Source organism: Legionella septentrionalis, assembly GCF_003989745.1.
In the GTDB taxonomy this organism is placed as follows: domain Bacteria; phylum Pseudomonadota; class Gammaproteobacteria; order Legionellales; family Legionellaceae; genus Legionella_A; species Legionella_A septentrionalis.
Genome location: NZ_RZGS01000003.1, coordinates 84,039 through 104,802 on the forward strand (window position 1 = coordinate 84,039; position 20,764 = coordinate 104,802).

The window sequence follows — 20,764 nt, forward strand, 5'->3', positions numbered from 1 at the left end:
CATGGTTGTATATGAAGTGAATCTATCTATTGATAATGAAATATATAGAGATTATAAGGATTGGTTAGACGAGCATATTCTTGAAATGCTTAAATTTCCCGGTTTTTTGAATGCTACAGTGATGCACCAATCAATGGATGGTGATAGCTCTGATAATCAAAAACATTTAACTGTTCAATATCAACTTGAAAGTGCCGAGGATTTGCAAAATTATTTTGAGGAACACGCGCCAAAAATGAGAGGGGATGGGATGAATCGATTTAAGGGGAGATTTACAGCCACTCGCCGAACTTTTGAAGTTGAAGCTGTTATCACTGCTGTTAATGAATACGTAAATCGCGTATAAATTAATTGATAAATACTTATACTTGGTATATATTGGTGTTGTTTTATGATGTTACACCAAAATATACGGAGGTATTTATTGTGGAGAAGAGAGTCTTTAAAGAAGCTGAAGCTGCTAATTATATATGCATGAGCCGTTCTTTTCTTTCTCAAGACAGGGTAAATGGAACTTTAGCAAATAGAACTCCAGGCCCTAAATATATTAAAATCGGACGATCAATACGCTATTTGAAGGATGACCTTGATTCATGGCTGGAACAGCACAGAAAATTTGGTTAGTGCGTTAAAGTATCTACTGATTGAGTTAGCGCAATAATGCTTTTGCGCTAACCCTACAATTTATTCAATTGTTATATTTTTAAATTGCTTAGGTAAATGTTCTTTTAATAGATCATCTATCTTACGTGCATAAGGCTCATATGCTGAAGGGCGTCTAGGATAAATTCTATCATTGACCCAGTGGTGTTCAGGCCAGTTATCCGTAGTTAATATACATTCTTTAGCAAAATCTTTTATATTAAATTTTTCTTCAATTTTAATGCAACCTCTAATAAAAATATCAACATATGATTGTGTAATGGGAAACTCACGGCTAGGTTGATCGTTCTGTGTTGATTTTGGATAGTAAATCCATACCTGTATTTTTTCAGGAATATTTTTTGTATATATTTTAATTTGTTCGGCGCTTAACTCTTTCCTACAATAAACAGTTTCTCTAGTGTCATATAGCTCTATTTCTTTGGGATCACTGACTCTATAAATTACGCCATTAAAAGTCCCTTTTTTGTTTTCATTTAAAGACAAAAAAGTTGCATTGAATCCTGGCAAATTACCGTGTGCACACCAACTCCTTTTAAAGCCTTTAATTAAAACAGGGATGTTTTCATAAGCTTTTGAGTCTGTAGTCTTTTTAGATTGCTCATCAATCAAACTTCCATAACCAGTTATATATTGAGGTAATCTTGGGTTTATTTTGGGATGGCATGTATCTGAGGCTGCTTTTATCTGAGGGGAAACTATCAACATTAAACTAATGTAGATTGATTTTAATATCTTACACATGATATCCAGATATATTTTTTTTCAATAAAACACATTCAATTTGCACCCTGTGTGCACCCTATAATTGAATTTTGGTTTTGTAAAAATGTTTATAACCCTTTATTTATATGGTCGGAGTGACAAGAATCGAACTTGCGACCCCTGCCTCCCGAAGGCAGTGCTCTACCAGTCTGAGCTACACTCCGTTTTAAAACTAATGATCCCGTTCAGTGGCATATTTTGCCAAATCAACAAGCGCGTCTTTATACACTGAATCCGGTAGGATTTGCAAGGCTGAAATGGCTTTATCTACTTCGGACGCCGCTACCTGCCGAGTATAATCAATCGCTTTGGTGGCGGTAATGGCTTTTTGAATTTCAGGCAAATATTCCAGGGTACCTTCCTTTAAGCTTTTTTTCACTTGCTCTTGTTGCTCTTGATTGCCATGTTTGAGTACATGCAGCAAGGGCAGGGTCGCTTTGCCATCGGCTAGGTCATCACCGATATTCTTACCCAACGTTTTGGCATCTGAGCAATAATCCAGAGCGTCGTCAATCAACTGAAAAGCATTACCCAAATGCAAACCATACTGATAAAGCCCGTCATTCACTGTGGCATTTGCCTTGCTCACCAAGGCTCCAAGGCTTGCAGATGCTGCAAACAACAGGGAAGTTTTCGAGCGGATGACGTCAAAATATTCTTCTTCGGTTAAAGCGGGATTATTGCGATTCAGCAATTGCTTTATCTCACCGCAACCAATTTGATGCGCAATGTCAGTGAGCAGGCGCATAATGGTTAAATCCCCTACATCCAGCATTAATTCCATATATTGGGTAAGTAAATAGTCACCCACCAAAATACTTGCCTTGCTTCCCCATATTTCATTCGCTGTTTCCTGTCCACGCCGCAGAGTGGATTCGTCGATTACGTCATCGTGAAGAAGGGTTGCGGTATGGAAGAATTCAATCATCGCAGCCAGGCGGATATGGTGTTCGCCTGAGTAGTCGCAGGCGCGGCTGGCTAGAAGAACCAACAAGGGGCGCAGGCGTTTACCGCCGCTTTTCACAATATGATTGGCCAAATCATCAATTAAACTAATCTCAGATTGAATTTTTTCAAAAATCAGCGTATTGACTGCATCCAGATCATCGCCCACCAGCATTCGCAAATGGTGCATCCCCATGGTGTACCCTCAAAAAAATAATGAAAGAATGCTAAGCGTGGGGGGTGGTAAAGTCAAGATTGAAAATTTTTCCAATCATTCTAAAAGCAAATTTTTGCTATTTGCAGGCAAAGCCATTTCTAAATGCTGCGCAATAAAGTAAAAAAAATTACAAATTGAGTTTTATTAACACTTTGTCCTGTCATGCCTATAATTTTTCTCTTAAAAAATATAATTTATTATTTTTCAATAATTTTAACTAAAAATCATATTTATTTTGTGCAAAAAATTGTTAAATAAAAAATAAATTTTAATAACGATACCAAATTTTATTGACGTTTTTCCCCGCGTACTCCCATAATGAAACATCAGGGATTAAACAGTGAGCTACACCATGCTTAACGAACTATTTTCCTGGCTAAATGATGATGCTAATCACCACCCAATAAGCAGTCAAATCGTGTATCTTTCTACACTAAAAAATGAGTTAGACGGCTTTTCATTAAAAAACAGAAAATTACTTGCCAGCTTTTGGTCTTCAAAATACTCCAGCAATGATAATGTAAATGCTGAATCTCAAAAAAATTTGTCTATGCAGAAGGAGTTTTTGGATTTCTTAAATTTCTGTGAAAATAAATTAGCGGTTAAAGATGGTTGCTCCGCAGCTTTGCTGGCTTTCCAATATGCCATTGCTTCTCAGCAGCAAGTAAAGAGGGCATACGATATTGAAAAAATGAAACAATTGATTTCTCTTGCTATGCAAGAAAATAGAGAAGAAACGTTATCTTATTATCTTAGCGAAAAAGAACATTTGAACTCTGATGTTAGATCAGCCATTTCAACGGCCATTGTTGAGCATAATTTATCCTACTTCACCGTACAATTTACACATCAAAAAAATCCTTTAGGTATCATTCCGTTATGCAGACAGTTTTTGGGGACCCCTGAGGAATTTGCTGCTCTTTTACTGTGGCTTTTACAGCAAGGCGTTGCAGTTGAAAGGATATTAAAGGCTGGTTTATTGCATGATTTTATTGGTTATCATTTATTTTCCCTGCATGCGCCAGAAAGTCCAATCATCGAACTCTATGCTCTCATGGCACAATTTCCACAGGCGCATGCGCTTTGTGAAAAAGCGGCTAGAATATCCTGCTCTGCACGCGGCTTGGAAGCATATACACTTACTGGAGTCTTGCAAGAAGCAGAGGAATCATGCGAAATCGACCGTGAAGATAGTTATGATTTTACTAGTGATGCAGATAATTTTAAGGATCTATACACGGTATTTGCTCAGCCATTCTTGAGTGCCGCCTTGAAATTCACGGCGCAAGAAGCTTGGTTCGAGCAACTGGCAGCTGCTTTAAATAGCCTGCCGCTTAAAGATTTATCCCGATTTATTGATATGACAGCTGCTGAAAAAAATCCAAAGCTTATTGAAAAATTATCTGCGCTTATTAGTGTAGGTACTTTGAATGGCTTGCTCGATGGCAAGCATTGGTCGGTGTTGCATTTACTGCCTTATAAGGGTGATTTATATGAAAAAATAAGCTCTATAAAGATTGAAGGAGTGTTAAATTATCTGGATCAGCAAGAAGCAAGCCTGTTTGATAAAATCCCGCAACTGATGTCTTTATTTTTAGCTTTTCGTGATAAGAAGAAGGAGGTTGCAATTTCTATTTATGAAAATATTATAGATAAGATTGCTGATAACCCGCAGTTTTCAGAAGATTCTTATTTGCTTAAAAATTTAAGGAAATTTAAACATAAAGAAAGGATTTTGGTAAAAAAATGTGGGCAATATGAGGCATCTTTTCATTTTGAAGTTCTTAAGCAAATTGCCTGTTTCCCATTTACAATAAGTCATTATTATGCGATTGAAGACGCATGGTTGCATGCAAGTAGAAAGTTAAATGCATTAAAAGAAATCGTTTATTTTGATTCCGGTTTTCCACACGATAAATATAATTTGCAGGGTTATATTGGCAAGCTTTTATTTAAGCAGCAAGGTGAGCAATTTAACATAGAAGATTTCATGGTATCTTTGGGAGTTGATTGCATTTTAAATCCTACTGAAGTCAATGAATATGAGTATGCTTTAATTGAGAGTTTATGTGCTATTGATGAGGAAAATTGTCGCAATAAAATAATTGGGATGCTTGCAGAAAAATATAAAAATTATAATTGGCTGCACCGCAAATATGGCCAAGAGGGTATATTGGCCCGCGTCCTTAGGAATGATAATGCGGGATTATTCATTTTTCTGGCAGAAAAGCAGCCTTTGCAAATCACACGCGCACTCATAAAAGAAATTTGCCGGGAAGCGGTGCATTTTATCCCATGGGAAATAACGCCTTGGAATGTCATCCATTATCTGGTCACAACCAATGCGGAACAATTTGATTGTGATGTAATCAGGCAGTTCCTCGATTTGGCTATACAGCAAAACCGCCCAGCCAGTATTGAATTATTTTGTAAATTAGGCATTCAGCATCAAGATAAAAAATTGGGACGCATGATCGAACGTGCTTTCCGCTTGGCTGTAGAGCAAGCAAATATTCCTTTAATCAATTTTTTCTGCGGCTTAAATCAGTCACTCATCTCACCGACGTTAATGCTGGAAGGAGTAGGACAAGCATTGACAAAGGAAAATTTTGCAATTGCTGCCTACATTATGGAGAGCATCCCCAAGAATAACTTTTTCCAGCATTCCATCGAGATGCTATTGCAGGCTGCGGTTGCAAAAAACAAACCCAACATTATCCAATTCTTGTATGGTGCGACGGAGACTCTTTCTAAAAACTGTTTGCAGAAAGCATTCTTAAAAGCTGTTAACTTGGGTTTTACGGACAGCGTGCGGCAACTTTGCAATTTGCCAACTGCTTTACCAGTCAGCATACTGGACGCAGGGCTGGAATCCGCCATAAAACTTGGCCATTTGCACGTTGTTGAGTATTTGTGTACGGTTAAACTCGCAAAGGGCAAAGAATATCTTACCCAAAAAACATTGGATATTGCTTTGCAAGTGGCGGCAAGGCATGGGGTGCTCATGGTCGTGGATTACCTTTGTAATCTTGATTTGCAGCCAAGCCAGGCTGCGCTGCGTTCTGCGTATAAGAGAGCGGTTAGCAAAGAGCATACTGCGGTGGCTTTGTATTTGCGCAACAGAGAAAAAGCCACGAGGCAAGTTACGCTTGAGACGCCATCAATTGGTGAAGAAGCCATGGGTTTACTGCCGTCGATGAGTATGTTTGCCCAGAAAACATTAAAGGAAAAAAACAGCGAACAATTAATTGGGGCCAAGAGCTTGCTTTCATAAAGAAATCATAGGCAGTGTTCTTGGTTGTGATACTACATTGCCTTGTTTTGCCTGAACAACAATTTGCTGCCCGCACATATCTATGGGATAATTTTTCCTTTGCATTTTCTAGGGTGAGTTATGGAAGAAAATAAACAAAAAGCACTTAATGCCGCGCTCGCACAAATTGAACGTCAATTTGGTAAAGGCTCTGTCATGCGTATGGGCGAAGGCACTGACATGCGCGATATCGAAGCCATCTCAACCGGCTCATTGGGTTTAGACATCGCTTTAGGAATCGGCGGTTTGCCAAAAGGGCGTATTGTTGAAATTTACGGGCCTGAATCTTCCGGAAAAACCACGCTTACCCTGCAAGTTATTGCAGAATGTCAAAAAAATGGCGGCACAGCCGCATTCATCGATGCAGAGCATGCACTGGACCCAAGTTATGCTGAAAAACTCGGCGTCAAAGTGGATGAATTATTAATTTCGCAGCCCGATACAGGCGAGCAAGCGCTTGAAATTACCGATATGCTGGTACGCTCTGCTGCGGTGGATGTTATTATTATTGACTCGGTAGCGGCACTAACGCCAAAAGCCGAGATCGAAGGGGAGATGGGTGATGCGCATGTCGGCTTGCAAGCGCGTCTGATGTCGCAAGCTTTACGCAAATTGACAGCCAATATCAAACGCTCAAACACACTGGTCATTTTCATTAACCAAATTCGTATGAAAATCGGGGTAATGTTTGGCAATCCTGAAACAACAACCGGCGGTAACGCACTTAAATTTTATGCGTCCGTACGATTGGATATCCGGCGCACCGGGGCTATTAAGAAGGGTGAGGAAATTTTAGGCAACGAAACTCAAGTGAAAGTAGTTAAAAACAAAGTGGCGCCGCCGTTTAAGAAGGCTGAATTTGACATTTTGTATAACGAAGGAATTTCGCGCGAGAGTGAAATCATCAATTTGGCAACGGAATTAGGCTTGATTGAAAAAGCTGGTGCCTGGTATAGCTACAAACAAGAAAAAATCGGCCAAGGTAAAGAAAACGTACGCCAGTATCTGAAAGATAATCCACAAGTTGCTGCGCCGTTGGAGCAACAAATCCGCGCCGCTTTTTTAGCTAAAAAGCCTGCACCGGTTGTTGAGCCCGTTGAATTAGCGGATGAATAAACCGTTTTCTCACGCTATTCGCCTGCTTGCGAAACGCGAATATGGCGCACACGAGCTCGAATTTAAATTGGCACAAAAAGGCTATGATGCAGCTCAAATTGAAGCTACGCTGGTCAAGTGCCAACACCTTGGCTTGCAAAGCGACGAACGTTATGCTGCAAGTGTGTGCCGTACCCGCATTGCCCAGGGATATGGGCCTTTGCGGATCAGGCAAGAATTACTGAGTCAGCAAGTTAATGCTGACTTGATAGAGGAAACCCTGCAGCAAGAGGATGAGAATTGGCTTTCCTACGCCTTGGCAGTGCATCAGAAAAAATACAAAGAGAAGTCGGAATTATCTTTTGCACAATTGCAGAAACAAAAACAGTTTTTATTTTATCGTGGCTTTCCCTCCCATATCATCGCTAAAGTATTTAATGATGAATTTGCACAGCATGAGCAATAATTTGATGCATTTGCATGATTTGCGGATGATAATTGAGAATTTAATAACCTTTCACTGAAGTATTAAACATGAAAAGTTCTGAAATTAGAGAAGCATTCCTTAACTATTTTGCAAAACACAACCATCAGATAGTGAGTTCAAGCTCGCTGGTGCCTGCAAACGATCCCACTTTATTATTCACCAATGCGGGGATGGTGCAATTTAAAGATACTTTTCTCGGGATGGAAGCACGGTCGTACAAAAGGGCAGCCAGCGTGCAGCGCTGTGTGCGTGCCGGGGGCAAGCATAATGATCTGGAAAACGTGGGTTATACAGCGCGTCACCATACATTTTTTGAAATGCTTGGAAATTTTAGCTTTGGCGATTACTTTAAACGCGATGCCATTAAGTATGCCTGGGAGTTTCTAACCCAAATATTGAAATTGCCTGTTGAACGCCTGTGGGTTACGGTTTTCGAAGAAGATGATGAAGCTGCGGATATTTGGCTTAAAGAAATAGGTGTTTCCCCAGCGCGTTTTTCCCGTTGCGGGGAAAAAGATAATTTTTGGTCGATGGGTGATACAGGGCCGTGCGGGCCTTGTACGGAAATTTTCTATGATCATGGCCCGGAAATTGCTGGCGGCCCGCCGGGAAGCGCAGAAGCTGACGGCGATCGCTACATTGAAATCTGGAATCTGGTGTTTATGCAGTTTAATCGTGATAAAGCCGGGAAGCTGCACCCTTTACCCAAACCTTCTGTAGACACGGGTATGGGGCTGGAACGTATTGCAGCAGTGGTGCAAGGTGTGCATAGCAATTATGAAATAGACAGTTTTCAATATTTGATTAAAGCAATTGCCTCTTATGCTCAATATGAGATAAATCTTGAACACCCTTCCTTGAAAGTGATTGCCGATCACATCCGTGCCTGTTCTTTTCTAATTGCAGACGGCGTGCTGCCCAGTAATGAAGGTCGCGGGTATGTATTGCGCCGAATTATCCGGCGTGCTGTCCGCCATGGTAATAAATTAGGGTTACCAACGCCTTTCTTCTGTAAATTAATTACGCCGCTCATCGAAATTATGGGGGATGCTTATCCTGAATTAGGCGCGCAAAAACAATTGATTACGCGAATTTTGGAACAAGAAGAAAATCAGTTTGCCCGCACGTTGCAACAAGGGTTAAACCTTTTACAAGAACAAATCAAAAACCTGAAAGGGGGGTTAATACCAGGGGATGCGGCATTTAAGCTCTACGATACCTATGGTTTTCCCGTCGATTTAACAGCAGATATTGCTCGGGAGCAAGGTTTGCAAGTAGACATGCAGAGTTTCGAGCAATGCATGCAGCAACAGCGCGAACAATCTCAATCTGCAAGTCAATTTCAGGCTGATTATTCAGGCACCGTGCAGTTACAAGAAGCGTCCACCTTTCATGGCTATGAAGAAAACAGTCTGCAAAGTGAAGTGCTTGCATTATTGGTGGATGGCGCCAAAGTCGAGAAATTGACCACAGGGATGAAGGCGGCTGTCATTTTGAATAAAACACCTTTTTACGCCGAAAGCGGTGGGCAGGTGGGTGATCGCGGGCAATTACTGGGTAACCAGTCAGTATTTCGCGTAGATGATACGCAGCGTATCGGCCAAGCCATTGTTCATTATGGCGAAGTGGCGTCCGGTGAATTAGCAGTCAATCAGCATGTGACAGCGCAAATTGATATAGCGCGGCGTGAAGCCATACGCTTAAACCATACGGCAACTCATTTGTTGCATGCCGCATTAAAAATTATTGTCGGTACGCACGTGCAACAAAAAGGTTCTCTGGTGGATGCAGAAAGGGCACGTTTTGATTTTTCCCATTTCGAGGCGTTGACGCAAGTGGAATTGCGGCAACTGGAAGCATTGGTTAATGACAAAATACGTGCCAATTTACCCGTGGTTACCGAGTTGATGGATATTGAGGCTGCCAAAGAAGCCGGTGCAATCGCTTTATTTGGTGAAAAATACACGGATGTAGTACGCGTATTAACCATGGGTGGTTTTTCTAAAGAGCTTTGTGGCGGTACCCACGCTCGACAAACCGGTGATATCGGGTTATTTAAAATTACCAGCGAGTATGGAATTGCCAGCGGCGTGCGCCGCATTGAACTGGTCACCGGTGCGCATGCATTGGCCTGGATTAATGAGCAATTGGACGTCTTGAACGACGTTGCAGATAAATTAAAAGCAACACCTGCAACGATTTCCGAAAAACTAGCGCAATTCTTGCAGGAAATAAGGCAAAAAGAAAAAGAATTGGAGCGTTTGCAGGCAAAATTGGTTACCCAATCCAGCGAGGCTTTGCTTGCCGAAGTTAAGACCATAGGTCACATTAATTTGTTGGTCAAAAAATTGGATAATGCCGACAACCAAACTTTGAGAACGACACTCGATCAGCTAAAGTCCAGGCTTAACCAGGCAGTGATTGTGTTATTTACTGCAGAGCAAGGCAAGTTAAATGTCATTGCAGGTATAAGCAAAGATATTTTGGGGCAAGTCCCGCCTGCCACAGCTTTCGTACGGCATTTATGCGGTAAGGGGGGAGGGCGTGAAGATATGGCACAAGGCGGCGGGTCTCTCCCGGCTGATCTTGATGCTAAGCTTGCACGCATTCCTGATTTGATTGTGGAAAATACAGTTAATTAATTTTTTATGGATAAGTCTCAACTTATCGGCCAATATGCCGATACAAAAGATAAACCCTGTTTAATGAGGCGGCTAAAATGGCACTATTAGTGCAGAAATTTGGAGGCACATCGGTTGCTACCTTGGCTCATATCAACCATGCCGCAGATATTGTTGCCAAAGCAAAGCATGCAGGGCATGACGTAGTGGTTGTTGTCTCTGCCATGAGCGGTGAAACTGATAAATTAATCGGGCTCGCGCATCAGATGAGTGAAAGTCCTGATCCCAGAGAATATGCCGCTTTGGTGGCTACCGGCGAGCAAGTTTCCATGACTTTGATGGCTATGGCGCTTATTAACCGTGGCATAGCGGCGCGCTCTTATACCGGTGGACAAGCGCGCATACAAACTTGCAGTCAATTTAAAAAAGCCCGGATTCAGGGTATTGATACTCGCCCCATTGTAGAAGATTTAAAACAAGGGCGAGTGGTGGTAATCGCCGGTTTCCAGGGAGTTGATAAACATGGGAATATAACCACGCTTGGTCGTGGCGGCTCCGATACTACAGCGGTGGCAATCGCTGCTGCCTTAAAAGCGGACGAATGCCAAATCTACACGGATGTGGATGGTGTATACACAACGGATCCACGTGTGGTTCCAGAAGCTAAACGCCTGGATCAAATTACGTTTGAAGAAATGTTGGAACTATCCAGTCTAGGCGCTAAAGTATTACAAATCCGCTCCGTAGAATTTGCCGGGAAATATAACATTCCATTGCGGGTTTTATCGTCAGCAAAAGAAGGCCCGGGGACTTTGATCACGTATCGTCAGGATCAACACATGGAATCCTTTTCCGTCACCGGCATTGCGTTTAGTCGTAATGAAGCAAAAATTTCCGTGTTGGGTGTGCCGGATACGCAAGGCCTTGCTTCCGCAATTTTAGGCGAAATCAGCACCATAGGCGTAAACGTAGACATGATTTTGCAACATTCCTCGAATGGCAAGACCGATTTCACCTTCACGGTGCATCGGGATGAATATAAACAAACGCTCCAGTTATTGCAAAAAATCGCCAAGGAAATGGCAGCAAAAGATGTGGTGGGATTAGAACAGCTGGCTAAGCTATCCTTAGTGGGCGCGGGCCTTAAGAGTCACCCGGAAGTTGCTCCCATTATGTTTAAAACGTTGGCCGCGCATGGCATTAATGTGCAATTAATTGCAACTTCTGAAATTAAAATTTCCGTGGTGATCGATGAGACGTCTCTGGATGAAGGAGTGCGGGCGCTGCACCGTGCGTTTCGTCTGGAAGAAAATGTACTGGATGAATCTAAGGAGAGCCGGCTGGCGTATGTAGCCAATTCTCTAGGATGAAGGATTAACCAGAAGTCTTTGGCTTTTGGTTATAGGTGCAGGCTATTAACTAAAATAGGGATTTTTTATGAGCATGAATGAACTTTTGAACCTGTTGGCCAATATTATTGTGTTTGGATTGGTGCTATGGTTGATTAATGTGTTTGTTCCCATGGCAGGTGCGATAAAAAGCTTATTAAACATTGTAGTCATCATCGTTATTATTTTGTACATACTGCAATCTTTTGGCATTATCCCGGTCATTATTCCCATGTTTCGATTAATCCGGTAAGTTTGCCGGTAACCCGCTCGCATGGCAGCGTTAGTCGGGTTACCACTACGGATTCAATCCCACCCACAGTTAATAAAGCCTTAATCTTTGCTGTTTATTATGGCTACTTTATAAAATATATGGCGAAATGATGAAAGCTTTTACTCACCTTTGTAAAAAAGTCAACCTCAGCATTTTCAACGATACCCTTACGGTATATCCAACAAAAAATGGCAACACGAGTCTGGAATTATTTGAGCTGGATACAGGGGAAAAAGTTTGGAATGAAGTTGACTGCCTACATTCAGAATTTGATGATGTGGCGCTTGCTAATGATGAAGAAGAAGAAAATGAGCTTGGCGTCATTCGTTACGTGGAACGAGCCGATCCTAACCATGCTGATTATCACCAAGATTCGTTTCCACTTTCTGATCCACATTATCATTTGCAATTTAAAGCCCCCATTGATCAAAAAAAATTGGCAGACATTTTAAGCGTGTTACTTAAGTATCATGTTTTATCAAGCGAAGAAGCCACTAGTCTGTCACATGCTTTCCAACAAGCGAATAGCTTGCCTGTCTTTGCTACGCATGAACCAAGGCAGCAGGCAAAAACCACTGGGAAAAAGAGAGAATTTGCCTGCCTGCAAGGTAAAGCCGAGCAAGATAAGCCTGAACAAGATAAAAATCAGACTCCAAGCATGCAAGTAGAATCGTCTTCGCCTAAAAGAATGAAGTTGGGCGAGAATCGTCAGGGTTTATTTCAAGCTTCCCAGTCAGAAGAGCAAAAAGATGAGGATGCAACTGAAACGTTAGGTTATAGTTAAGAATGTGGATGCGATGTATTTTTTTACCGGGTGCTATCCACAGCATTAATGCCACGATCAAACACGTAATTTACGATAGATAAAAAAGGGCAGGTTGCGAATCATAAATAGGATAAAGCGCCAAAAAAATGGATGATAAATTTGTCGCTTTTTTAATTTTATTGCCCGCCAGCAAGCAGCCGCACAGCGCTCGGGGGCTGATGCATAAAAAATTCCCGGCTCACCATAAGTGGTTTTGCTGTCAATAAAGCCCAAGCGGGCTATTGTGATGGTTTGCGCTGATGTTGCTGCTTGTTGCAAACCTTGTAAATACACTTCAATGGCGGCTTTGCTGCCCCCGTACAAACTATTTTTGGCTCGCCCGCGGCTGGCTGCTACTGAGCTTAAAAAAAGCAAATGATGTTCGCTTTGTTTTTTTTGGAAATAAGTATGGATCAATTGCGCCGTACTGAGGATATTAACCTGGATAAGATCTGCAATTTTTACATCATCCAATGAGTAATTATGCAACATCAAGCTGTGGGCAATAATTAAATCCAGTTCAGTTTCCCTTTCATATAATTCTGAAAGTAAATTTATAATGGGTTTAGAAAAATCCGTAGCGATAACTTCGCATGAAACCCGGTAACGTAAGCTAATATCCGCTGCCTTGATCGTTAATTCTTTTACGTTGCGGCCAATAAGAATAATCGCATGGCCTTCTCGTGCAGCACAATGAGCCAACTTTTCGGCGATGATTGAGGTTGCTCCCAAAACGACCCAGGTACGATTCATGGTGTTAAGCCCAAGCGCTGGCTGAGATCAGAAGCCATGGGGCTTTGGTAGCGGTTTAAAATTTCAATAAATTCCTGATGCCACGGGTACATTTCTGCAAATTGTTGCCGGGTTAAAAATAAGTCTTTAGCCAGATAAATGCTTCCGCCCAAGGCTACGATAGCTTGATTCATAGCGTCAATTGCTTGACGCGCTTGTTGATTGTGTACGAAATCAACCGCCAAAGTAAACCCAGGCTTCACGAAAGATAAAAGACCACTTCCCGGGCGAGTAAAATATTTAAGTACGGCCAATGTGGGTAATGCTTTATATTGGCGAATAATTTGAGTCAACCTTTCCAATGCGCCTATTGCTTGTTCGCCCGGAAAGACTGCTTGAAACTGCAACAATCCTTTTTTTCCATATAAATAATTCCAGTTTTTAATGCAATCCAGGGGATTATTAAATTTCCATAAAGGCAAAACTTTAGAGCCGCTTTTTGACCAGTAAAAATAAGCACGGTTAAATTGTTTCATCCCCCAAGAGGTAATCAAGCGGACAGGGAATTTCGGTACAGCCCAAGTCTCTTGCAGAATATTTTCAGCATGAGCGTCACAATCCACATGATCGGCAAAGGATAATACAGCACGGGGTTCATTCATTAGGTCCAGCCAAGCTACCTGGTATTGATGTTGAATGCCTTCTTCCTGCATACGTTGCAGCAAACCAGGCCAATCCATATGTTTTTCAGTGTATTGGGTAACGTAGCGGGTATTTTTTTGTAAGCGGATGCCGATGCGTTTAATGACGCCGGTTAATCCTAAACCCGCAATGGTAGCAGTAAAAAGATCCGGATTTTTGTCAGCACTGCAATGGAATGTCTCCTTTCCTGTCTGCAATTCCAACCAAGCGATATGCCTACCTAAACTACCATGAATATGATTATTTTTGCCATGCACGTCATGAGCAACTCCACCAGCGAGCGTTGCATATAAAGTTCCAGGTAAAACAGGTGGAATGAAATCAGGACTCAACAAGAAAAGATCGGCAAATGTTGCTGCTCCTTGACAAACAGCTATACCGGAATCTTCATCAAATTCCAGCAAATGATTTAAGCGACGGGCATCAATCATAATACCATGGCTAAGAATACAGCAGTCGCTGTAACTTAAGCCATTCCCGCGCGCCAGTATATTTTTATCGATATTTTCGACAAAAATTTCCCGCAAGTGCTTTTCTTCATCGGGACGAAAGCAGGGAGTGGTAACAGTTATTGCTCGGCTGAAATTGGATACAGTTTGGATTTTAGAGCGCATGTTCCTGATAACTGACAAATCATCATTTAAGTGTGGCATATTCTCCTAGCCACGAAAATGCCTGGCTTAAAATAAACTATAATTAATTTACTGGTTTATTACCTAAGAATGCCATGAAGCGAATTTTACTGCTTTCTTTCTTTACTTGCTTTTCTCTCACGGTAAATGCTGCGGATGATCCACCGAATATTGCAGATGCCGAAAATCTTGACGCGAAAATGTGCGTGGATAATACTGCGAATGATTGCGTCAATACCGTCTGTCTTAATTCCGAGGAAAGAGATTGCATCGAGCAGTGCCAGGCAGACGCCCAAGCTAAATGTAATGTACAGGCAGACGAATAATATCCATCTTTTCTTTTCCAGTTTATTCTTTTTCTCCAATCCGGAATTGGCATGATGTTTGCATGAGCTTTTTCAGATCTTTTCTTTAAAGGTGACGTCATGACAGAAAAAAACACTCATGGCCTGAGCCATGCACTGGGGCTTCATAAGCTGATGCGCACGCTTCCTGTGAAAGTCATTGCAGTAACATCAGGTAAGGGAGGGGTTGGGAAAAGTAATATTTCCTTAAATTTAGCAATAGCGCTTGCTCAAAAAAATAAAAAAGTCTTATTGCTTGATGCCGATTTAGGATTACCGAGCCTGGATGTCATGTTGGGGTTACGCAGCAAGCATAACCTGGCGCATGTCATTCAGGGGGTATGTTCTCTCAACGACATTATTTTAGCAGGTCCTGCGAATGTTTTTATAATCCCTGGAGCAGCAGATGCTGAGTTTATGACCAATCTTACCTCTGCAGAGCATGCTGGCATTATTAATGCCTTTAATCATTTGGCCATGGAATGGAACTATATGATTATTGACACCGGTGCTGGGATATCCGATGCGGTATTAAACTTCACGCGTTCAGCCCAGGAAATTATTACCGTGGTGGGCGATGAGCCCGCATCGCTTACCAGCGCGTATACGCTCATGAAAATTCTCAATAAGCGCTGCAAATTACATCACTTTCATATCTTGACTAATATGATGCGAAGCATAGAAGAAGGGCAGCGCTTATTTAATAAATTATATGAGATGATGGATCCATGGTTTGATGTGCATCTTGACTATTTAGGCGCCATTCCTTTTGATGAGCATGTGTATCGTGCCGTTAAAAGGCAAAAACCGTTTATTACTGCTTTTCCCACTGCCTTGGCTACGAAGGCAATAATAAAATTAGCGGAAACGATAGAAGAATGGCCTGTTAAATTAACCGTAAGTGGAAATACGAGCTTCTTCTTTGAGCGGCTGGTTGGTTAAGCAAGCAGGCATGATGATTTTTAAATGTTCATTTGACGGCAATGCAATAGCGATATACATTGAATATACAGCGAATTAGACCGGCGGGCTTTGCTGTTTATTGCCACTTTGCAGTGCAAATAATAATAAAAAGGAGACTCATCGTGGATGATACTTTGGCTTTAAAAAGCAAAGTGAATCAACAAACCCAGGAAGAATTAATTAAAAAGCACGCGCAAATGGTCAAGCGCATCGCACATCATTTATTGGGCAGATTGCCGCCATCCGTACAACTGGATGACTTGCTGCAAGCCGGCATGCTGGGTTTGCTGGAAGCGGTCAGGCATTATGACGATACAAAAGGTGCTTCTTTTGAAACTTATGCCGGGATCCGTATCCGTGGGCATATGCTGGATGAAGTCCGCCGCAACGATTGGGTGCCGCGTTCAGTTTATCGCAATGCTCGCATGATTTCTGCCGCCGTACGGGAGGTGGAGAACCGCCTTGGCCGTGACGCCAAAGATCAGGAAGTCGCCGCGGAATTGGGCATTAGCCTTGAAGAGTATCATGATATGCTAAGCGATTCGGCAGGCGGTCATTTATATCCATTTGAAGATTTAAGTGCAACGGATGAAATCATAAAAGAAGAAACATTGAGTAATTCAACAGAACCGCATGTCCAGGCGCTTCATGATGATATGACGGCACAATTATCACAAATTATTGACAGTTTGCCAAAGAAGGAACAATTGGTATTGTCGCTTTACTATGAGCAAGATTTAAATTTAAAAGAAATAGGCGAAGTGTTAGGGGTTAGCGAATCGCGTGTTTCGCAAATTCATTCGCAAGCCACCCATCGAATCAAATCCAGACTGCCTGAATTCTAATCGGCGCCATGAATTTAAGGCGCTTCACATCAAAAGACAGCTGAGAAGTGCAGCAGAGCATTTCTCAAGGCTTGTCTGTTTGCAGACTTTTTATCTTTCGCTGTAAAATAGACACATTTTTAAATTAAGGGATATCATGTTAGAAGTAAATCAAATTCATCATACTTTGACCGATTTAAAAACGCGCGTGCATGCTCTTCGGGGGTATCTTTGACTTCGATACCAAACGGGAGCGTCTTGAAGAAGTCGTCCGCGAATTAGAGTCACCCGGAATTTGGGACAATCCTGAGCAGGCACAAGCCTTGGGTCGGGAGCGGGCCCAGTTGGAAGCAGTTGTCTTTCAACTCGAGAATCTGTTGCAAGGCATTGTTGATTTGATTGAGATTTTTAATATGGCTCGTGAGGAAGAAGATACCCAGGCTATAGAAGATGTTGCGTCAGAAACCCATGCCATTGAAAAACAGGTAGAAACGCTCGAATTTCGCCGCATGTTTTCCGGCAAAATGGATAAAGCAAGCGCTTATATGGATATTCAAGCGGGCTCAGGCGGCACAGAAGCTCAGGACTGGGCTGAAATGTTGCTGCGTATGTATCTGCGCTGGGGCGAGCATCATGGATTTACAACCGAACTAATAGAATGCTCGCCAGGTGAAGTAGCAGGAATTAAAAGTGCTACCATCCATTTCGTTGGGGAATATGCCTATGGCTGGCTGCGTACGGAAACTGGTGTACATCGTTTGGTGCGCAAATCTCCATTTGATTCAGGCAACCGGCGTCACACTTCTTTTGCAGCGGTATTTTTATCGCCGGAAGTGGATGACGACATCGATATTGCCATTAATCCAGCGGATTTGCGTATCGATACGTATCGTGCGTCGGGAGCCGGGGGGCAACACGTAAACCGCACCGATTCTGCTGTGCGCATTACGCATGAACCGACCGGGATTGTTGTACAATGCCAGACGGATCGCAGCCAGCATAAAAATAAAGACCAAGCCATGAAGCAGCTGCGCGCTAAACTTTATGAGCTTGAAATGCAGAAAAAAAATGCAGAACAGCAAGCATTGGAAGCCAGCAAGTCTGATATCGGTTGGGGCTCGCAAATTCGTTCTTATGTATTGGATCAATCACGCATTAAAGATTTACGCACTGGCGTAGAAACTAGCAATACTCAAGCCGTTCTCGATGGGGATTTAGATCAGTTTATCGAAGCGAGTTTGAAATCAGGAGTAGGTGAAGTATGACTGAAGAATTTTTAGATGAGAGTGAAGTCTATCAGATTCGCAAACAAAAATTAGCTGAATTACGTTCGACAGGGTTTAATTTTCCAAATGAATTTTATCGTGAGCAATTTGCTGCTGAACTTTTGAGCCAATATGCAGAAACTGGCAAGGAAGAATTGGCTGAACAAAAAATAAAAGTGGTTGTAGCAGGACGTATCGTTTTACGACGTATTATGGGAAAAGCCAGCTTTTTCCACATTCAGGATTCATCCGGCCGTTTGCAGATTTATGTACGCCAGAATGACTTGGCAGAAGTATATGAGCAGTTCAAGCATTGGGATTTGGGCGACATCGTGGGTGTACATGGCGAATTATTTAAAACCAATACGGGTGAATTGACGGTCAATGCCGAGCAATTGCAATTGCTGACTAAATCCTTGCGGCCTTTACCGGATAAATTTCATGGGCTGGCGGATCAGGAATTGCGTTACCGTAAGCGTTATGTCGATTTGATTGCCAATGAAGAAAGCCGTAAAACATTTATCATCCGTTCTCGCCTGATTTCTGCATGCCGTAAGTTTATGGACAGCCATGGCTTTATGGAAGTGGAAACCCCGATGATGCATCCTATCCCGGGAGGCGCTTTGGCGCGCCCTTTTATCACGCACCACAACACGCTGGATATGCAAATGTTTTTGCGTATTGCCCCTGAGCTTTATTTAAAGCGGCTGGTGGTCGGGGGTTTTGAGCGTGTCTATGAAATCAATCGTAACTTCCGCAATGAAGGCATTTCTACGCGTCATAATCCTGAATTCACTATGATTGAATTTTATGAAGCGTATGCAACGTATCAGGATCTCATGGATTTTACTGAAGAATTATTGCACTTTTTGTGCGATGAAGTATTAGGGACACGGCAAATTGAATATCAAGGCCAATGCATAGATTTTTCCAAGCCTTTTGCCCGCATGAGCATTAAGGATGCTATTTTGCATTACCATCCTGAACTGAGTGTTGCCCAAATAGAAGACATTGATTTTTGCCGCAGTTTATTAGACAGGATGAAATTCCCTTATAAAAAATCGGATGGCATTGGTAAATTGCAAATGATTTTGTTTGAAGAAACCATCGAACATCAATTGCTTCAGCCTACTTTTATCACTGAATATCCGACAGAAGTATCGCCTTTGGCACGCCGTAATGAAGAAAATCCTGAAGTTACCGATCGTTTTGAATTCTTTATTGCAGGCCGCGAAATGGCAAACGGGTTTTCCGAGTTAAATGATCCGGAAGATCAAGCCGCACGTTTCTTGAAACAAGTAGAAGAAAAAGATGCGGGCGATCTGGAAGCCATGCATTATGATAGCGATTACATTGAGGCGTTGGAATATGGTATGCCGCCCACTGCAGGAGAAGGGATTGGCATTGATAGACTGGCCATGTTATTTACCAATTCCCCTTCAATCCGCGATGTCATTTTATTTCCGCACTTACGTCACAATGGCTAGTGGTGTTTCGCGATAAAATCAAACAGCCTGGGAAAGGAAGCCCATTTGCAAGTCTGGATGTGTGAGTATAATCCAGGCTATGCAGCCGCAGAAACCAGGACTTTTATAAACAGTTGAATTTCTTTTCTTCTTAGCTCTTAAGATTTTTTCCTCTACGCTATGTAACATTGTTTCATTCGATAATCACAGAACCGGGTTTTGCTGCAAAGTCTCATGGCAACGCTTATTTATTAAGCGTGCTGGTTAAAATATCGTTTACAGACAAGCGTTAATTCATCCAAATTCTCGCAATGGTTAACAGCTTGTACAAATTCAGTTTGGCCTGCCAAATTTCTTGCATAATACTTGGCAAATTTACGTGCCTGAATCACTGCAAATTTCTCGCTTTGCAATAATTCTTCCAAAGCGCGGACATGTCTTAAAAACAACAAGCCGCGCTCACCCGGAGTTGGCAGATTAAATTGCTCGCCTTTACTTTCTGCGATTAATTTTGCAATTAACCAAGGCTGGCCGACCCCGGCGCGGCCAATCATCACCCCCGCACAGCCGGTTGCAAACATTTTTTGTAGGGATGCAAGGCATGATACATCGCCATTACCAATAACAGGAATATTAAGTTCATTAACAAAAAATTCGATTTGAGAATAATGACAGGGGGTATCATAGCCTTCTCTCCAGTTGCGACCATGCACCGTTATAAAATCGATGCCTGCATCTTGCACAATGCGGGCAATTTCGCGGTTATAATGATCATTGCTATTGCCATCCACGCGTATTTTTACCGAAACGGGGACATTCGTGCTTGCTTTCATCGCGCGCATCAGCTTAAAAAGTTCTTTGGGTTTTTGCAGCAAACTGGAGCCAGCCCCGCGCGAACGTATTTTGTTAACCGGACAGCCACAGTTTAAATCGATTAAATCCGCGCCATAATCCGTAGCAATTTTTGTAGCTTCACCCAACTCTTTCTCATTACTTCCCGATAATTGAAAACAAACCGGGCCTTCCTTTTCATGCTTATATACAAAACGAGTTTTTGCCTTGGCATGCAATAAGGTTTTACACGAAATCATTTCAGTATAGGAAAAGGCAGGTTGCCCAAGTTCCCAGGTGAGGAGCCGGAATGGTGCGCAACTTACACCAGCTAACGGACCTTGAATGATGTTGACTGGGAAGTGCAATGAACCTAAGTTTAAGTGGGTAATCACCGTACGAGCAGCGATAAAAATCGACATGTAGCGAGTT

General features: G+C 42.2%; 18 protein-coding genes and 1 tRNA gene. 13 read left to right on the forward strand and 6 right to left on the reverse strand.

Going from position 1 to position 20,764, the window contains the following annotated elements:
* Position 1 precedes the first annotated feature (1 nt).
* The gene (locus ELY11_RS02255; protein ID WP_011945714.1) at positions 2–346 is read left to right on the forward strand and encodes a DUF4286 family protein; all 345 of its coding nucleotides are present in this window, start codon (positions 2–4) and stop codon (positions 344–346) included.
* 338 nt (positions 347–684) lie between these two features.
* Here ELY11_RS02255 and ELY11_RS02265 read toward each other — a convergent pair whose 3' ends face one another.
* From ELY11_RS02265 to ELY11_RS02275, 3 genes are all read right to left on the reverse strand, one after another.
* Positions 685–1,407: a gamma-glutamylcyclotransferase family protein gene (locus ELY11_RS02265; protein ID WP_127032438.1), complete on the reverse strand. Its 723-nt coding sequence runs from the start codon at positions 1,405–1,407 to the stop codon at positions 685–687.
* Positions 1,408–1,515: 108 nt separating this feature from the next.
* Positions 1,516–1,592: transfer RNA gene (locus tag ELY11_RS02270), tRNA-Pro, on the reverse strand.
* Positions 1,593–1,600: 8 nt separating this feature from the next.
* Positions 1,601–2,569, reverse strand: coding sequence for a polyprenyl synthetase family protein (locus ELY11_RS02275; protein ID WP_126953011.1), 969 nt, complete (start codon positions 2,567–2,569; stop codon positions 1,601–1,603).
* Positions 2,570–2,942: 373 nt separating this feature from the next.
* On the opposite strand from ELY11_RS02275, the gene ELY11_RS02280 reads away from it, so the two are divergent.
* The 7 genes from ELY11_RS02280 (at position 2,943) to ELY11_RS02310 (ending at position 12,552) form a co-directional block, all read left to right on the forward strand.
* Positions 2,943–5,864: a hypothetical protein gene (locus ELY11_RS02280; protein ID WP_158615161.1), complete on the forward strand. Its 2,922-nt coding sequence runs from the start codon at positions 2,943–2,945 to the stop codon at positions 5,862–5,864.
* A 120-nt stretch (positions 5,865–5,984) separates the two neighbouring features.
* Positions 5,985–7,019: a recombinase RecA gene (gene recA, locus ELY11_RS02285; protein WP_127032440.1), complete on the forward strand. Its 1,035-nt coding sequence runs from the start codon at positions 5,985–5,987 to the stop codon at positions 7,017–7,019.
* On the forward strand, positions 7,012–7,464 hold the full coding sequence (recX, locus tag ELY11_RS02290; protein WP_126953014.1) for a recombination regulator RecX: 453 nt from the start codon (positions 7,012–7,014) through the stop codon (positions 7,462–7,464). The genes recA and recX overlap by 8 nt, the downstream gene beginning before the upstream one ends.
* Positions 7,465–7,532: 68 nt before the next feature.
* Complete coding sequence (gene alaS / locus ELY11_RS02295) at positions 7,533–10,127, forward strand: alanine--tRNA ligase (RefSeq protein WP_127032441.1); 2,595 nt, start codon at positions 7,533–7,535, stop codon at positions 10,125–10,127.
* Positions 10,128–10,204: 77 nt separating this feature from the next.
* On the forward strand, positions 10,205–11,476 hold the full coding sequence (locus tag ELY11_RS02300) for an aspartate kinase (protein ID WP_126953016.1): 1,272 nt from the start codon (positions 10,205–10,207) through the stop codon (positions 11,474–11,476).
* Between the two features lie 73 nt (positions 11,477–11,549).
* The gene (locus ELY11_RS02305) at positions 11,550–11,747 is read left to right on the forward strand and encodes a Thivi_2564 family membrane protein (RefSeq protein ID WP_126953126.1); all 198 of its coding nucleotides are present in this window, start codon (positions 11,550–11,552) and stop codon (positions 11,745–11,747) included.
* A 127-nt stretch (positions 11,748–11,874) separates the two neighbouring features.
* On the forward strand, positions 11,875–12,552 hold the full coding sequence (locus tag ELY11_RS02310; protein ID WP_148110501.1) for a hypothetical protein: 678 nt from the start codon (positions 11,875–11,877) through the stop codon (positions 12,550–12,552).
* A 57-nt stretch (positions 12,553–12,609) separates the two neighbouring features.
* Here ELY11_RS02310 and ELY11_RS02315 read toward each other — a convergent pair whose 3' ends face one another.
* Both ELY11_RS02315 and ELY11_RS02320 read right to left on the reverse strand, forming a co-directional pair.
* The gene (locus tag ELY11_RS02315) at positions 12,610–13,326 is read right to left on the reverse strand and encodes an SDR family NAD(P)-dependent oxidoreductase (RefSeq protein WP_127032443.1); all 717 of its coding nucleotides are present in this window, start codon (positions 13,324–13,326) and stop codon (positions 12,610–12,612) included.
* Positions 13,323–14,660 carry an FAD-binding oxidoreductase gene (locus tag ELY11_RS02320; RefSeq protein WP_325049658.1) on the reverse strand — a complete coding sequence of 446 codons (1,338 nt, stop codon included), beginning with the start codon at positions 14,658–14,660 and terminating at the stop codon, positions 13,323–13,325. Before ELY11_RS02320 ends, ELY11_RS02315 begins: the two co-directional genes overlap by 4 nt.
* 74 nt (positions 14,661–14,734) lie before the next feature.
* Here ELY11_RS02320 and ELY11_RS02325 point away from each other — a divergent pair, with 74 nt between their 5' ends.
* The 5 genes from ELY11_RS02325 (at position 14,735) to lysS (ending at position 19,522) form a co-directional block, all read left to right on the forward strand.
* Positions 14,735–14,965 carry a hypothetical protein gene (locus tag ELY11_RS02325; protein WP_126953019.1) on the forward strand — a complete coding sequence of 77 codons (231 nt, stop codon included), beginning with the start codon at positions 14,735–14,737 and terminating at the stop codon, positions 14,963–14,965.
* A 99-nt stretch (positions 14,966–15,064) separates the two neighbouring features.
* The gene (locus ELY11_RS02330) at positions 15,065–15,925 is read left to right on the forward strand and encodes a MinD/ParA family protein (protein WP_127032444.1); all 861 of its coding nucleotides are present in this window, start codon (positions 15,065–15,067) and stop codon (positions 15,923–15,925) included.
* 143 nt (positions 15,926–16,068) lie between these two features.
* On the forward strand, positions 16,069–16,791 hold the full coding sequence (locus ELY11_RS02335; protein WP_325049368.1) for an RNA polymerase sigma factor FliA: 723 nt from the start codon (positions 16,069–16,071) through the stop codon (positions 16,789–16,791).
* A gap of 136 nt (positions 16,792–16,927) precedes the next feature.
* Positions 16,928–18,035 (forward strand): peptide chain release factor 2 gene (gene prfB / locus ELY11_RS02340; RefSeq protein ID WP_127032445.1). Its coding sequence is split into 2 segments (ribosomal slippage): positions 16,928–17,002 and positions 17,004–18,035, totalling 1,107 coding nucleotides; the frame shifts between segments, so codons are not numbered across the junction.
* Positions 18,032–19,522, forward strand: coding sequence for a lysine--tRNA ligase (gene lysS / locus ELY11_RS02345; protein ID WP_126953022.1), 1,491 nt, complete (start codon positions 18,032–18,034; stop codon positions 19,520–19,522). Before prfB ends, lysS begins: the two co-directional genes overlap by 4 nt.
* A gap of 230 nt (positions 19,523–19,752) precedes the next feature.
* Here the strand turns inward: lysS and ELY11_RS02350 are convergent, their stop codons facing one another.
* Complete coding sequence (locus ELY11_RS02350) at positions 19,753–20,754, reverse strand: tRNA dihydrouridine synthase (protein ID WP_127032446.1); 1,002 nt, start codon at positions 20,752–20,754, stop codon at positions 19,753–19,755.
* Between the last annotated feature and the right edge of the window lie 10 nt (positions 20,755–20,764).